Origin of the sequence: Pseudoxanthomonas sp. (assembly GCF_051953815.1) — a bacterium.
Classification (GTDB): domain Bacteria; phylum Pseudomonadota; class Gammaproteobacteria; order Xanthomonadales; family Xanthomonadaceae; genus Pseudoxanthomonas_A.
On sequence record NZ_JBQCIJ010000048.1, the window covers coordinates 1 to 13,808 of the forward strand.

The following is a 13,808-nucleotide window of genomic DNA, read 5'->3' on the forward strand; positions in this document are numbered from 1 at the left end:
CCGGCGGGTCACTCATTCCGATCCAGACGATTCCCATGCAGACCCAAGCCAACCTCGTCGCCCTCGGCACCATCGTCCGTCGCGAGATCGCGCGCATCCTGCGCATCTGGGGCCAGACCCTGCTGCCGCCGGCGATCACGATGACCCTGTACTTCTTCATCTTCGGCAACCTGATCGGCGGGCGCATCGGCGAGATGCAGCCGGGCGTGCAGTACATCGACTTCATCGTGCCGGGCCTGATCATGATGGCGGTGATCCAGAACGCGTACGGCAACATCTCCAGCTCGTTCTTCGGCTCCAAGTTCGGCCGCTACGTCGAGGAAATGCTGGTCTCGCCGATGCCGAGCTGGGTCATCCTGACCGGCTACGTGACCGGCGCCGTCGTGCGCGGCCTCATGGTCGGCGCGATCGTGCTCGGCGTGGCGATGTTCTTCACGCACATCCGCATCCATCACGTATTCGTGACCCTGACGACCTTCCTGCTGACCGCCGTCGTGTTCGCGCTGGCCGGTTTCGTCAACGCGGTCTACGCGAAGAAATTCGACGACATCGCGATCGTGCCGACCTTCATCCTGACGCCGCTGACCTACCTCGGCGGCGTGTTCTACCCGGTCAGCCACCTGGCCGAACCCTGGCATGCGATCTCGCTGGCCAATCCCATCGTCTACATGGTCAATGCGTTCCGCTACGGCCTGCTGGGCAGCAGCGACGTGCCGCTGTGGGTGGCCTACGCGCTGATGCTGGTGTTCGTGGTGGCGCTGAGCTCGCTGGCGCTGTGGCTGCTCAAGCGCGGCGTCGGCCTGCGCAGCTGATTCCGCGCCGCCGGTGGCGGCGCGAGGCAAGGAGTTGTTCCGGATGCGAATCCTGATCCTGGGCGCCGGCGGCACCGGCGGCTATTTCGGCGGCCGGCTCGCGCAGTCCGGCGCCGACGTCACTTTCCTGGTCCGGCCCCCGCGCGCCGCGGATCTGGCGCGCGACGGCCTGCGCATCCGCAGTCCGCTCGGCGACGCCGGACTGCCGGTGGCGACGGTGACCGCGACGGAGCTGTCCGCGCTGGCCGCGTCGCGGCCTTTCGATCTGGTCCTGCTCAGCTGCAAGGCCTACGATCTGGACAGTTCGATCGACGCCATCGCGCCTGCCATCCAGACCGGCGCCAACGTGCTGCCGATCCTCAATGGCCTGCTGCACTACGCGCGGCTGGACGAGAGGTTTGGCCGCGACCGCGTGATCGGCGGCCTGTGCTTCATCAGCGCGACCAAGGGCCCGGGAGGCGAGATCCTGCACCTGGGCAAGCCCGCCTCGATCACGTTCGGCGAGCGTGACGGCGCGGTGCCGCGCCCCCGCCTGCATGCCTTCGCGGAGGCATGCGCGAAGGCCGGTGTCGATCATCTGCTGTCGCCGGACATCGGCCGCGAGCAGTGGATCAAGTACGGCTTCCTCACCGCGCTGGCCGCCGGCACCTGCCTGATGCGCGCGCCGATCGGTCGCATCGTGGCGGGCGAGGGCGGCGAGACCTTCATGACCGCGCTGTATGCCGAATGCGCCGCGGTCGCGGCGGCGTCCGGACAGCCGATTCCGCAGGCCGCGCAGGACACCGCGCTGGCGACGCTGCGGCAGCAGGGCTCGGAATTGAAGGCCTCGATGCTGCGCGACCTGGAAGTCGGACAGCGCGTCGAAGGCCTGCAGATCGTCGGCGACATGGTGCACCGTGCGCAGGCGGCGGGCGTGACCGCGCCGCTGCTGGCGACCGCCTGGTGTCATCTGCAGGCCTACGAAGCGTCGCTGGCGGCGCGCTGAGCGGCCCGGCCAAAAGGCCGGGAGAGGCCCGGGCCCGGCGATGAGCGCGGACCTTCGTTCGGAAGCGCCTCGACGACACGGCAACGTCGATTGCCTGGCGGTGCGGTGAACTCCCGCCGTCGGTGCGTTGCGATCCGATGCGCCTCCGCGAATGGCGCGCGGGAGGTTGCCGGCGAACCGTGATCATCGCCGCATGCGGGATCACTCGCACAGATACCGGTCGTCCTGTTTTCGGCATTGCGCCGGCAGGCCGTGCCGTTCCCAGTAGGCGGCGATGCCGCTGCGCCGCAGATAGTCCTGGAACGCGGGATCCCCGCGCAGATAGCCCAGGTCGCGGGTCCACAGCAGCAGATCCCAGGAGGAGTACGAACGCCGCCGCACCTCGTCCAGGCCCTGGATCAGCGCGGCGGTGTCGCGTTGCGGATCCAGCACGCTCAGGAAGTTCATCAAGCCGGTGCGCTGCTCGAATTCCCGCATCGCCGCGCGGGTCCGTGGCCAGACGGCGGGATCCACCAGCGCCTGGCTGGCCAGCAGATACGACTGCCGCAACAACGGACCGTAGATCCGGCTGCCGGTGTCGTCCGCCCCGCCGATGCCGGCGGCGATCACCGGCAGCGCGGCGTGGTCGCCACGCCACACCGCGTTGAACCAGCGACCGTAGCGTCCGAAATGACCGGCGCGCTGCAGTTGCGCCAACGCTTCGCGATGCCTGCCCTGGGTATCGAGGATGCGGCCATGGCCGAAGCGCCAGCCCTGGTTGAGCGGATCGCGTCGGGTGCCCTGCCGCATCACCTGCTCGGCCTGATCCAGATAGCCCAGCGCGGCCAGCGCCATCGCGTACTGGAACTGCGCGCGCATTTCGCTTGGCGCCAGTCCGGTGGCGCGCCGGTACAGCGCCAGGCAACGCTCCCATTGGTTGTCGCGGCAGGCCGCGCTGGCCTGGACCAGATAAGGTTCCGGCAGCGCGGGATCCAGCCGCTGCGCCTGGGCGGCGTGGTGCGCCGCCTCCTGGCGCAGTTCGACCGCGAGTTCGGGACGCAGATACGCGCGTCCGTCCAGCGCCGCCGCCAGGGCGGCGTGCGAGGGCGCGTGTCCGGGCTGTTCGGCGATCAACTGGCGCAGTCGGGCCTCGGCCAGTTCGACCCGCTCCACCGGCACCGGCGGCGGCGCGCGCAGCAGCGCCCGCGCGGCCAGGTAACGGCGATAGAAATCCGCATCGCCGCCGCGCGCCGTCGCGACCGGGTGGGCCAACCCCAGGTTGAGCGCGAGCGCGTCCGCGACGGCCTGGGCGATGTCGCGTTCCAGCGTGAGCACATCGGCCACGTCGCGGTCGTAGTCCTGCGTCCACAATGTGCGGCCGTTCCCCGCATCGACCAGTCGCAGGTGCACCCGCAGGCGTTCCCCGGCCTGGCGCGCGCTGCCCTCCAGCGCGTGGCTGACGCCCAGCCGCTGCACCAGCTGCGCCAGCTCGGCGCCGTCGGCGGTGGCCAGGCGGGTCGAATCGCGCGCGATCACCCGCAAACCGCGGATGCGGGAAAGCGTGCTGATCAGTTCCTCGCTCAGGCCGAAGGCGATATCGCGATCCCCGGCGCCAATCGCGGTCAACGGCATCACGATCAGGGTGCGCGGGATCGCCGCCGGCGACGTGTCCGGCGCGCGCGCAAGGAACACCGCGGCCAGCAGCGACAGCAGGCCCAATGCCGAACCCAGGATCCACGACCCTCCGCGCAGGCGCGGGGCGGACACGGCGACGGACGCGGGTTCATCGGCGGGTGATGCGTCCGGCGCCACCGGCCCGTCGCTGAAGCGGTAGCCGACGCCGTGCAGGGTGTGCAGCCGGCGCGGGTGATGGGCGTCTTCGCCCAGCGCATGCCGCAACAGGGTGATCACCCGGTTGAGCACGCCGGGCGTCACATGCCGGTGGCCCCAGACCGCGTCGAGGATCTCGTCGCGGCTGAACGCGCGGCCCGGTTCCGATGCCAGCAGCGCGAGCACGTCGAAGGCCTTGGGTTCCAGCGGACGCGCCTCGCCGTCGCGCAGCAGCTGGCGGCCGGCCAGATCGATGGTCACGTCGTCCAGGACGATGCGGGCGGGGCGGGAAGGGGCCATGGCGGTCTGCGCGGGAGGAACCGGCCAAACACGTACATCCTAGGGATACGCGGAAGCGCGGCCGTGCCGGCCTAAGCATTTCCCAAGCTTCCCAAGCCGTTCATCGGCACTCCCCGCCAGCGTCCTCAAGACCCGCCGCCGCGCCGGCGCGACGCTGGCCACCCGGTTCCCCAAGCGAGAGAACGCCATGAACGCCGCCCTTGCCGCCTGCCTGTGCACCCTGTTGCTCGCGCCGACCCTGCCGCCCGCGCGGGCGGGCTCGCCGAGCGGGGCCACCGAACTGCGGATGGACTGCGCCCGTCCGCGCCTGCCGCCCCAATACGAGACCGGTCGCTGGCTGGAGCAGGCCAACGCGGGCCAGGCCTACGCCTCGCGCGAACGCCTGATGGCCGACGTCCGGCGCGCCTGCCAGCGGCCCGGCATCCGCACCGTGGTGCTGCAATTGCAGCGTCCGGCCAGTCCGCCGGAACGCGCGCTGGCCGGAAGGCCCTAGATGCCGGCCGCCGCCGGCAGGCGGAAGAAAGCGCGCGCGGTGGCGGTGGTCGCGGCGGCGGTGAGCGCCACGGCCTCGCCGCGATCACGCGCCAGTTCCTCCACGATGTGGGCCAGGTACATCGGCTCGTTGCGGCGGTGCGATGGTTGCGGCCGCACCGTGCGCGGCAGCAGGTAGGGCGCGTCGGTCTCGATCATCAGCCGTTCGGCGGGAATGTGCGGGACCAGCTCGCGCAGGTGCTGGCCGCGCCGCTCGTCGCACAGCCAGCCGGTGATCCCGATGTGCCAGTCCTGATCCAGATAATCGAACAGCTCCTCGCGACTGCCGGTGAAGCAGTGCACCACCGCCGGGCCGAGGCGGCCGTCGAAGTTCTTCATCATCGCCATGAAATCGGCGTGCGCGTCGCGCTGGTGCAGGAACAGCGGCTTGCCGTTCTCCGTGGCGATCTGCAACTGGCGCTCGAACGCGCGCCGCTGCGCCGGCCGCGGCGAGAAATCACGGAAGTAGTCCAGCCCGCATTCGCCGACCGCCACCACTTCCGGATGCGCGTGCAGCGCACGCATCTCGGCGTCGCATTCGTCGGTGTACTCGACCGCGTGGTGCGGATGCACGCCGGCGGTGGCGAACAGTTCGCCCGAATGCGCGCGGGCCAGCGCGAGCGCCTGCGGCGAATGCTCGCGGCTGGCGCCGGTCACCACCATCTGCGCCACGCCGTGCGCGCGGGCCCGCTGCATCACCGCGTCCAGATCGTGGCCGAAGCTTTCGTGGGTCAGGTTGGCGCCGATGTCGATCAGTTGCATGGAACGGAAGTCGTGGAGCGAAGGGCGCGCCATTGTAGTCGGCCCGGCGCGCGGAGCCGGTATCCTAGCGGGCCATGTCGTCACCCGCGCCGTCGCCCGCCTTCCCCATCACCCCGCTGCTGCCGGAGATCCGCGGCAGCCTGTCCGCGCATCCGCGGCTGGTGCTGGAAGCGCCGCCGGGCGCCGGCAAGACCACCCAGGTGCCGCTGGCGCTGCTCGATGAGCCATGGGCGCGGGGACGCCGGATCCTGATGCTGGAACCGCGCCGGGTCGCCGCGCGCGCGGCCGCGGGCTTCATGGCCAAGCAGCGCGGCGAGGCGGTCGGCGAGACCGTCGGTTACCGCATCCGCTTCGAGAACAAGATCTCCGCGCGCACCCGCATCGAGGTCGTCACCGAAGGCATCCTGACCCGGATGATCCAGGACGATCCGATGCTGGAATCGGTGGCGGCGATCCTGTTCGATGAGTTCCACGAGCGCCACCTGTCGGCCGATCTCGGCCTGGCGCTGGCCCTGGACGTGCAGGCGCAGCTGCGCGAGGACCTGCGCATCGTGGTGATGTCGGCGACCCTGGACGGCGAGCGCCTGGCGCGTTTCCTGGACGCGCCGCGCCTGAGCAGCGAAGGGCGCGGCTTTCCGGTCACGGTGGCGCATTTTCCCGCCCGCCGCGACGAACCCGCCGAAGTGCAGGCGCGGCGCGCGATCGAACACGCGCTGGCCTCGCACCCGGGCGACGTGCTGGTGTTCCTGCCCGGCCAGCGCGAAATCGTCCGGTTGGCGGCGATGCTCGACGGACTGCCGCGCGACGTCGCGGTGCTGCCCCTGCACGGCGAACTGCCGGTGGAGCGGCAGGCGGAGGTGCTGCAACCGGATCCGCAGGGTCATCGCCGGGTGGTGCTGGCGACCAACGTGGCCGAGTCCTCGGTGACGCTGCCGGGCGTGCGCGTGGTGATCGACAGCGGACTGGCGCGCGAGCCGCGCTACGACCCCAACAGCGGATTCGCCCGGCTGGAAGTCGTCGCCATCTCGCAGGCCTCGGCGGATCAGCGCGCCGGTCGCGCCGGCCGCGTCGCCGAAGGCTGGACGTACCGGCTATGGCCGCAGTCGCAGCGGCTGGAGCCGCAGCGCCGCGCGGAAATCGCCCAGGTCGAACTGGCGGCGCTGGCGCTGGAACTGGCGGCCTGGGGCAGCGATCAGCTGCGCTTCGTGGATCCGCCGCCGGCCGGTGCGCTCGGCGCGGCGCGTGAACTGCTGCAGCGGCTGGGCGCGCTCGGCGAAAGCGGCGGCGTCACTCCGCTGGGCCAGCGCATGCTCGCGCTGGGCACGCATCCGCGCCTGGCCGCGATGCTGCTGTCGGCGCCGGCGGGCGTGGCGCGCGCGTTGGCCTGTGATCTGGCGGCGCTGATCGAAGCGCGGGATCCGCTGCGCGGCGGTGGCGATGCGCTGGCCGCCCGCTGGCGCGCGCTGGCCGCGTTCCGCCAGGGGCGGGCGCCGGCGGACGCGCATCGTTCCGCGCTGGCCGCGATCGATGCGGCGGCCAGGCAGTGGCGCCGCCGCCTGCGCGAGGACGGCGCGGCGCCGGCGACGATCGAGGCGCATCTGCTCGGTGATCGCCTGAGTCATGCCTATCCGGACCGGATCGGCTACCAGCATCCGCAGGACCCGCGCCGCTACGCGCTGGCCAACGGGCGCATGGCGCGGTTGTTCGATGACAGCGCGCTGTTCGGCGAACCCTGGATCGTCGCCAATGAACTGCGCTACGAAGCCAAGGACGCGCTGATCCAGCGCGGCGCGCCGGTCGACGAGAGCTTCCTGCGCGCGGAGTTTCCGGATCGCTTCGTCACCGGGGACGCGGTGCGCTGGGACGCCGGCAGGCGCGCACTGAGCGCGCAGCGCGAAACCCGCTTCGATCGCATCGTCCTGGAAGCCCGTTCGGCCGGCAGCGTGGATCCGGCGCTGGCCGCGCAGGCGCTCACCGACGCGGTGCGCGAGCTGGGACTGGAGGCGCTGCCGTGGAGCGAATCGCTGGGACAGTGGCGCGAACGCGTGCGCTGCCTGCGCGACTGGATGCCCGAGCTCGGCCTGCCGGATCTGTCCGACGAGGCGCTGCTGGCGGACCTGGATCGCTGGTTGCGCCCGGCCTTCGCCGGCAAGCGCCGGCTGGACGCGCTCGACGAATCCGAACTGGCCGAGGCGCTCAAGTCGCCACTGGACTGGTCGCTGCGCCAGCGCGGCGATGCGCTGGCGCCGACCCGCCACACCGTGCCCTCCGGCATGGAGCGGCGCATCGAATACGCCCACGGCCAGCCACCGGTGCTGGCGGTGAAGCTGCAGGAACTGTTCGGACTGGCCGAAACGCCGCGCATCGCCGACGGCCGCGTCCCGCTGACCCTGCACCTGCTGTCGCCGGGCGGACGGCCCCTGCAGGTGACCCAGGACCTGCGCGGTTTCTGGGAACGCACCTATCCGGAAGTGAAGAAGGAAATGAAGGGCCGCTACCCCAAGCATCCCTGGCCCGACGATCCCTGGACCGCGCAGGCCACCCATCGGGCCAAGCCGCGCGGCACCTGAGGTCGGGCCTCCTCCTGCGGGCGCGATGGGCGCAGGCGTTCAGCCACCGGTCGGCGCCTGCGTGGTCCGCTAACGTGCCGTGAACATCCCTGGATGGACACTGGTTCCCGTCATCTCCCACAGGACAACGACGATGAGCAAGCTCACCATCATCACCGACCGCGCATTGGAGCTGGTCAGCCAGGCCGGCAGCAGCCTCAAGCAGGCGGTGCCGAAGAACGCCGAAAAACTGTTGCAGACCGGCGTTGTGCTGGGCGCGGCGAAGACCGGCGCGAAGACGGCGGGCAAGTTCATCCGCCGCAATCCGGTGGTCGCCGTCGCGGCGGCGGCGGGCATCGGCCTGCTGGCCTACGCGGCCTATCGCAAGCGCAAGCGCGATGCCGCCGACGCGCCGATCGAAGGCAAGTCGCGCCGCATCGAGGCGCGCAAGGTCAACGGCACCGGCCGTGCCGGACGCCGCACCACGTCGCGCGCGCCTTCCGCCAATCCCTGATCGGCTCCCCCGGCGTCCCGTCACGCGGGATGTCTCCGGCGTGGCGGTGCATGTAAGGCCAGCCGGGCGTTACGGACGGATCTCGCGCCATTGGCCCGGCGCGAGATCCGCCAGCGCGACCTCGCCCATCGCCACCCGCACCAGCCGCAGGGTGGGCAGACCCACCGCCGCGGTCATCCGCCGCACCTGCCGGTTGCGGCCTTCGCCGATGCGGACTTCCAGCCACGTGTCCGGCACCGTCTTGCGGAAACGCACGGGCGGATCCCGTGGCCACAACGCGGGATCCGCATCCAGCCGACGCACCTCCGCCGGCCGGGTCGGGCCGTCGTTCAACACCACGCCGCGCCGCAGGGCATCCAGCTGCGCCGGCTCGGGCGTGCCTTCGACCTGCACCCAATACGTCTTGGCCTGCCGGTGGCGCGGATCGGTCAGCCGGTGCGCCAGCGCGCCGTCATCGGTGAGCAGCAGCAGGCCTTCGCTGTCGTAGTCCAGCCGGCCCGCCGCATAGACCCGCGGCGGCAGTCCGAATTCCGCCAGCGTCCGCCGGGGCGGATCGCTGCGATCGGTGAACTGGCACAGCACGTTGAAGGGCTTGTTGAACGCAATCAGCACGGAACCGCGATCCGGATCAGGGCTTCACGAACCGCAGCGTCATCCGATCGCTTTCGCCGATGGCCTTGTACTTCTCCGCGTCCTTGGGATCGTGATTGTTGGACGGCGGCAGGGTCCACACGCCGTTGGGATGATCCTTGGTGTCGCGCGGATTGGCGTTGATCTCGCTCTTGCCGTCCAGCCGGAATCCGGCCGCCTCGGCCAGCGCGATCACCTGCGCCTCGCCCACGTAGCCGCTGTTGTCGTCCGCCGGCACATCGCGCTTGGCGCGATGTTCGACCACGCCCAGCACGCCCCCGGACTTGAGCACGTCGAAGAAGCCCTTGAACATGCCCTCGGCCTGTCCGGCCGAGCGCCAGTTGTGCACGTTGCGGAACGTCAGCACCAGGTCGGCCGAGGCCGGCGCGCCGAACACCGGCGCCGACGGCGAGTACGCCACCACCCTGGTCTTGTCGTACAGCGCGGGGGAGGCGGCGAACTTCTTTTCCAGTCCGTCCTTGCTGCGCTGCTGGTAGTCGCGGCCGCTGCCCTGCGCGACCGCCGCCGGATCCACGATCGCCGCCACGTACTGGCCATGCCCGCGCAGATAGGGCGCCAGGATTTCCGAATACCAGCCACCGCCCGGCGTGATCTCGACGACGGTCTGGTCCGGTTGCAGGCGGAAGAACGACAGCGTCTCGGCGGGATGGCGGTAGCCGTCGCGGGCCACGTTGGCGGGCGTGCGCCAGTCGCCCTTGATCACCTTGTCGAGGCTGGCGGCGGCATCGGTCGCGACGGTGGCGGCGTCCTGCGCCTGCGCGAGCGCGGGCGCGCCCAGGGCCAACAGCACGGCGAGGCAGATCGAATGCGGCTTCATCGGTGTTCTCCGGGGGAAAGTGCGGCGAGCCTATCACGCAAGTGCGATGCGGCAAGGCGGGACGCCCGCCGTCGCCGATGCGCCGCTTATGTGGAATTTACGCGCCGGCGCGCTGGTCGGAATGGCCCGTTTACGCCACCGGCGACTAGCCTGTTTCCATCGCGCCAAGGCGCGCCTGGAAGTACGGCATGAACCTCCTGATCCTCGAAGGCCCGCAGCCCGCGTCGACCGCTGGCGCGGCGATGGCGCCGCGGGCCCTGCGTGATCTGCAGGCGCGGGCGCATGCCTGCGGCCACCACGTGTTCCATTGCCATTGCCCGAGCCCGGACGCGCTGCTGACCGGCCTGCGCGCCTGTGCCGCGCTGGACGTGCGCATGCTGTTGCTGGACTCGGGCGAGATCGCCGCCAACGATCCCGCGCTGCCCGCCCTGCGCGATCTCCTGGACCAGCTGTCGATGCCTTACATCGAAGTGCACGAGGACAGCGCCCAGGTGCTGGAATCGCGCCTGGATCTGCGCCATCCGCCGATGGCGACGGTGGTGTTCAATCGTGACCGCCATCGAGGCCATGCGCTGGCGCTGTCGATCGCCCTGCGCCGGCTGGGCGCGACGACCGTCGACGCCTGAGTTCGTTCTTTCCCCACCCGATGAAACGGAGCATCTCCATGTCGTTGTTGCTCATCCGCGGCCCGGAGCGCCGCGCCCATGGCAGCGAGCCGCCGCCGCCGTTGCCCGCCCGGGTGGTGCGCGCGCTGGCCGAACGCGCCGCCGCCGCCGGCAAGACCCTGGCGGTGCGCGTGTGCGCCAACGAGGCCGAATACCTGCACGCGCTGGAAGGCGCCCGCCTCACCCGCACGGAACTGCTGCTGCTGGATCCGGGCAGCGCCGCCACCAGCGCGCGCCTGCACGCGGCGGTGGACCGCGCCGGCATTCCCTACATCGAGGTCCACGACGACGATTGCGACGCGCCCGAACCGCGCCTGCCGCCGTCGCGCGGCTGCCTGGCGGTGGCGCAGGGCTTCTGCGCGCAGAGCTACACGCTGGCGCTGGAAATGGCGCTGGAGCACCTGGGCTGCGCCGAGTGCGAGTCCGAGCGCCATGTCGGAACCTGATCCCGTTCCGCCGGGCGCCGGTTACTTCGCCGACTACGAGGTCTACGCGATGGGCGAGGTGGTCGCGTGGGGGCAGATCACGCTGGCCTGCGCCGGGGACGGCGATTGCGGACCGGCGATGCTGATCCGGCGATTGCGCCAGGCCGCCGCCGATCAGCACGGCATGGAGGCGGGCGCGATCCGCCTGCGCCAGGTCTGCCGGCTCTAGCCGGCGTCGCCTTCGATGCGTCCGTCGATCGGCAGTTCCACGTCCATCAGGGTCGGCTCGTCGGGATCGGCGCGGATGCGGAAGCCCAGCTGCTCGCACATCGCCAGCATCGTGCGGTTGTCGCGCAGCACCTGGCCTTCGATGACTTTCAGGCCCAGCCAGCGCGCGTACTCGATCATGATCCGCATCAGCCGCCAGCCGATGCCGTGGCCCTTCAGATCCGAGCGCACCAGGATGCCGTATTCGCCGCGGTCGTAGTTGGCGTCCGCGTGCAGGCGGACCGCGCCCAGCATCTGCCCGCTGGCGGGATCCAGCGCCACCAGCGCCATCGAGCGCGCGTAGTCGATCTGGGTCAGGCGGGCGATGAACTCGTGGCTGAAGTGGCGTACCGACTGGAAGAAGCGCAGGCGCAGATCCTCGTCGGTGACGTGGGTGAAGAACTCGCGGAACATCGCGTCGTCCTCCGGCCGCACCGGCCGCACGAACGCGTCGCTGCCGTCGGCCAGGCTGATCGTGCGTTCCCATTCCTTCGGATACGGGAAGATCGCGAAACGCGGATGCCCGCGGCCCTTGTGCAGTTTCCGGCCCGGCGCCACCGCGATGCGCGCATCCACCGCGATCACGCCGTCGCGATCGGCCAGCAGCGGATTGATGTCCAGCTGGCGGATCTCGGGAATGTCGGCCGCCAGCTGCGCCAGCTTGACCAGCACCAGCGCGATCGCCCGCTCGTCGGCGGCCGGCACGTCGCGATACGCCTTGAGCACCCGCGAGACCCGGGTGCGGCCGATCAGCTCATGCGCCAGCCGCAGATCCAGCGGCGGCAGCGCCAGTGCCTTGTCGTCGATCACGTCCACCGCGGTGCCGCCGCGCCCGAACACGATCACCGGGCCGAACACCTCGTCGTCGGCGATGCCCGCGATCAGCTCGCGCGCCTTCGGCCGCAGCAGGGTCGGCTGCACCAGCACCCCGCCGATGCGCGCGTCCGGGCGCGCGGCGCGCGCGCGTTGCAGGATGCCGGCGGCGGCCTCGCGCACCGCGTCGGCGCTGACCAGGTTCAGGCGCACCCCGTCGATGTCGGATTTGTGCGGGATGTCCGGCGAAAGGATCTTCACCGCGACCGCCTGGCCCTGCGCGAGCAGCGGCGCGGCCACCTGCGCGGCGTCGTCCGGATCGCGTGCGCGCCGCAGCGGCGCCACCGGGATGCCGTAGGCCGCCAGCACGTGCGCGGTGGCCAGCGGATCCAGCCATTGCTGGCCGTCTTTCAACGCACGCTCCACCAGCGCGCGCGCCGCGTCGGTGTCGACCACGAAATCCTCGGGCAGGCTGGGCGGGGTTTCCATCAGCGCCGCCTGCGCTTCGCGGTAACGCACCAGATGCATGAAGCCGCCGACCGCGTCGGATTCGGTCGGATAGTTGGGAACGCGGGCGGCATCCAGCACGTCGGCGGCGGCCGGATCGTGGCCCAGCCAGACCGCGAACACCGGTTTGTGCGGGCCATGCGCGGGTCGCGCGCGCAGCACCCGGGTCATCGCCTCGGCGGTCTGCACTGCCGACGACAGCACGGTGGGCACGTTGACCGCCAGCAGCGCGTCGTTCTCCGGATCCTCCAGCAGCGCCTCGATGGTGGCGGCGTAGCGCTCGGCGTCGATGTCGGTCAGCAGATCCACTGGATTGCTGCGCGACCAGCCGGCCGGCAGCATCGCGTCGAGACGGTCGCGGGTGCCGTCGGACAACGCCGCCAGGGTGCCGCCGAGTTCGTGCAGGCGATCCACCGACAGCGCGCCGACACCGCCGCCGTTGGTCAGGATTGCGAGCCGACGACCCGGGAAGGCGCGCAGGCGGCCCAGGGTCTCGGCGGCGGAGAACAGTTCGTCCAGCGAGCGCACCTGCAGCAGGCCGGCGCGCCGGAACGCGGCGTCGTACACCGCGCGCGGATGGGCCAGATGCTGGACATGGGTGCTGTCGGCGGCGGCGCGGCCGGCCGCGCTGGAAGGCAGGCTCGACTTCACCACCACCACCGGCTTGGTGCGCGCGGCCGCGCGCGCGGCCGACATGAACATGCGCGCGTCCTTGATCGCTTCGAAGTACAGCAGAATCGCGCGGGTTTGGTGATCGGTGGCGAAGTAGTCCAGCAGGTCGGCGAAATCCACGTCCAGCGCGTCGCCCAGCGACACCACCGCCGAGAATCCCACCGAGCGGCCGACGCTCCATTCCACCAGTCCGCCGGAAATCGCGCCCGACTGCGAAATCAGCGCCAGGTCGCCCGCGCTCGGCAGGCGGCCGGCGAGGCTGGCGTTGAGGCGCACGTGCGGCGCGATCACGCCCAGGCAGTTCGGGCCGAGCACGCGCAGGCCCTTTTCGCGGGCGATGGCCTCCAGCTGCGCCGCCGGCGAGTCCGGACCGGACCCCATCGCCGCAGTCAGCACCGCCACCGCGCCGGCGCCGCATTCGGCCGCCTCGCGGGCGATGCCCGGCACCGTGGCCGGCGGGGTGGCGATCACCACCAGATCCGGCTTCCACGGCAAATCCCGCAGGCGCCGGGCGGTGGTCACGCCGTCGATGCTCGCCGGATGCAGGTTGACCAGGCCGATCGGCCCGCCGAAACCGGCTTCCAGCAGGTTGTTGATCACCGCCCGACCCACCGAACGCGGCCGCGACCGGCTGCCGACCACCGCCACCGAAGCGGGCCGGAAGAAGGATTGCAGGCGGTAGGTGCTCATCGGATTCGGGCGACGCGGGTGGAGTGGACAGGACGGGCC

Annotated in this window: 13 protein-coding genes; 8 read left to right on the plus strand and 5 right to left on the minus strand. The window is 71.2% G+C overall.

What is annotated here, in order from left to right; all coding sequences use genetic code 11:
* The first annotated feature begins 35 nt into the window (after positions 1 to 35).
* Both ACTHN1_RS15375 and panE read left to right on the plus strand, forming a co-directional pair.
* Positions 36 to 812 carry an ABC transporter permease gene (locus tag ACTHN1_RS15375; protein WP_440471839.1) on the plus strand — a complete coding sequence of 259 codons (777 nt, stop codon included), beginning with the start codon at positions 36 to 38 and terminating at the stop codon, positions 810 to 812.
* 43 nt (positions 813 to 855) lie between these two features.
* The gene (panE, locus tag ACTHN1_RS15380; protein ID WP_440471812.1) at positions 856 to 1,797 is read left to right on the plus strand and encodes a 2-dehydropantoate 2-reductase; all 942 of its coding nucleotides are present in this window, start codon (positions 856 to 858) and stop codon (positions 1,795 to 1,797) included.
* A 201-nt stretch (positions 1,798 to 1,998) separates the two neighbouring features.
* Here the strand turns inward: panE and ACTHN1_RS15385 are convergent, their stop codons facing one another.
* Positions 1,999 to 3,906: a winged helix-turn-helix domain-containing protein gene (locus ACTHN1_RS15385; protein ID WP_440471813.1), complete on the minus strand. Its 1,908-nt coding sequence runs from the start codon at positions 3,904 to 3,906 to the stop codon at positions 1,999 to 2,001.
* A gap of 187 nt (positions 3,907 to 4,093) precedes the next feature.
* Here ACTHN1_RS15385 and ACTHN1_RS15390 point away from each other — a divergent pair, with 187 nt between their 5' ends.
* Positions 4,094 to 4,399: a hypothetical protein gene (locus ACTHN1_RS15390; RefSeq protein WP_440471814.1), complete on the plus strand. Its 306-nt coding sequence runs from the start codon at positions 4,094 to 4,096 to the stop codon at positions 4,397 to 4,399.
* Here ACTHN1_RS15390 and ACTHN1_RS15395 read toward each other — a convergent pair.
* Positions 4,396 to 5,199 carry a TatD family hydrolase gene (locus ACTHN1_RS15395; protein WP_440471815.1) on the minus strand — a complete coding sequence of 268 codons (804 nt, stop codon included), beginning with the start codon at positions 5,197 to 5,199 and terminating at the stop codon, positions 4,396 to 4,398. The genes ACTHN1_RS15390 and ACTHN1_RS15395 overlap by 4 nt on opposite strands.
* 74 nt (positions 5,200 to 5,273) lie before the next feature.
* On the opposite strand from ACTHN1_RS15395, the gene hrpB reads away from it, so the two are divergent.
* Both hrpB and ACTHN1_RS15405 read left to right on the plus strand, forming a co-directional pair.
* Entirely contained in the window at positions 5,274 to 7,769 is a 2,496-nt protein-coding gene (gene hrpB, locus ACTHN1_RS15400) for an ATP-dependent helicase HrpB (protein ID WP_440471816.1), read from the plus strand.
* Between the two features lie 133 nt (positions 7,770 to 7,902).
* Positions 7,903 to 8,262 (plus strand): hypothetical protein, encoded by a 360-nt coding sequence (locus tag ACTHN1_RS15405; protein ID WP_440471817.1) that lies wholly within the window; start codon positions 7,903 to 7,905, stop codon positions 8,260 to 8,262.
* Between the two features lie 69 nt (positions 8,263 to 8,331).
* Here ACTHN1_RS15405 and ACTHN1_RS15410 read toward each other — a convergent pair whose 3' ends face one another.
* Positions 8,332 to 8,874, minus strand: a complete 543-nt coding sequence (locus ACTHN1_RS15410) for a pseudouridine synthase (protein ID WP_440471818.1) — start codon at positions 8,872 to 8,874, stop codon at positions 8,332 to 8,334.
* A gap of 16 nt (positions 8,875 to 8,890) precedes the next feature.
* On the minus strand, positions 8,891 to 9,730 hold the full coding sequence (locus ACTHN1_RS15415; protein WP_440471819.1) for a class I SAM-dependent methyltransferase: 840 nt from the start codon (positions 9,728 to 9,730) through the stop codon (positions 8,891 to 8,893).
* A gap of 188 nt (positions 9,731 to 9,918) precedes the next feature.
* Here ACTHN1_RS15415 and ACTHN1_RS15420 point away from each other — a divergent pair, with 188 nt between their 5' ends.
* From ACTHN1_RS15420 to ACTHN1_RS15430, 3 genes are read left to right on the plus strand one after another with little or no spacing between them, the layout of a single operon-like run.
* The gene (locus ACTHN1_RS15420; RefSeq protein ID WP_440471820.1) at positions 9,919 to 10,356 is read left to right on the plus strand and encodes a hypothetical protein; all 438 of its coding nucleotides are present in this window, start codon (positions 9,919 to 9,921) and stop codon (positions 10,354 to 10,356) included.
* 38 nt (positions 10,357 to 10,394) lie between these two features.
* The gene (locus tag ACTHN1_RS15425; protein ID WP_440471821.1) at positions 10,395 to 10,841 is read left to right on the plus strand and encodes a type II 3-dehydroquinate dehydratase; all 447 of its coding nucleotides are present in this window, start codon (positions 10,395 to 10,397) and stop codon (positions 10,839 to 10,841) included.
* On the plus strand, positions 10,828 to 11,049 hold the full coding sequence (locus ACTHN1_RS15430; RefSeq protein ID WP_440471822.1) for a hypothetical protein: 222 nt from the start codon (positions 10,828 to 10,830) through the stop codon (positions 11,047 to 11,049). The genes ACTHN1_RS15425 and ACTHN1_RS15430 overlap by 14 nt, the downstream gene beginning before the upstream one ends.
* Here the strand turns inward: ACTHN1_RS15430 and ACTHN1_RS15435 are convergent.
* Complete coding sequence (locus ACTHN1_RS15435) at positions 11,046 to 13,769, minus strand: bifunctional acetate--CoA ligase family protein/GNAT family N-acetyltransferase (RefSeq protein WP_440471823.1); 2,724 nt, start codon at positions 13,767 to 13,769, stop codon at positions 11,046 to 11,048. The two genes, ACTHN1_RS15430 and ACTHN1_RS15435, sit on opposite strands and share 4 nt — an antisense overlap.
* Positions 13,770 to 13,808 lie beyond the last annotated feature (39 nt).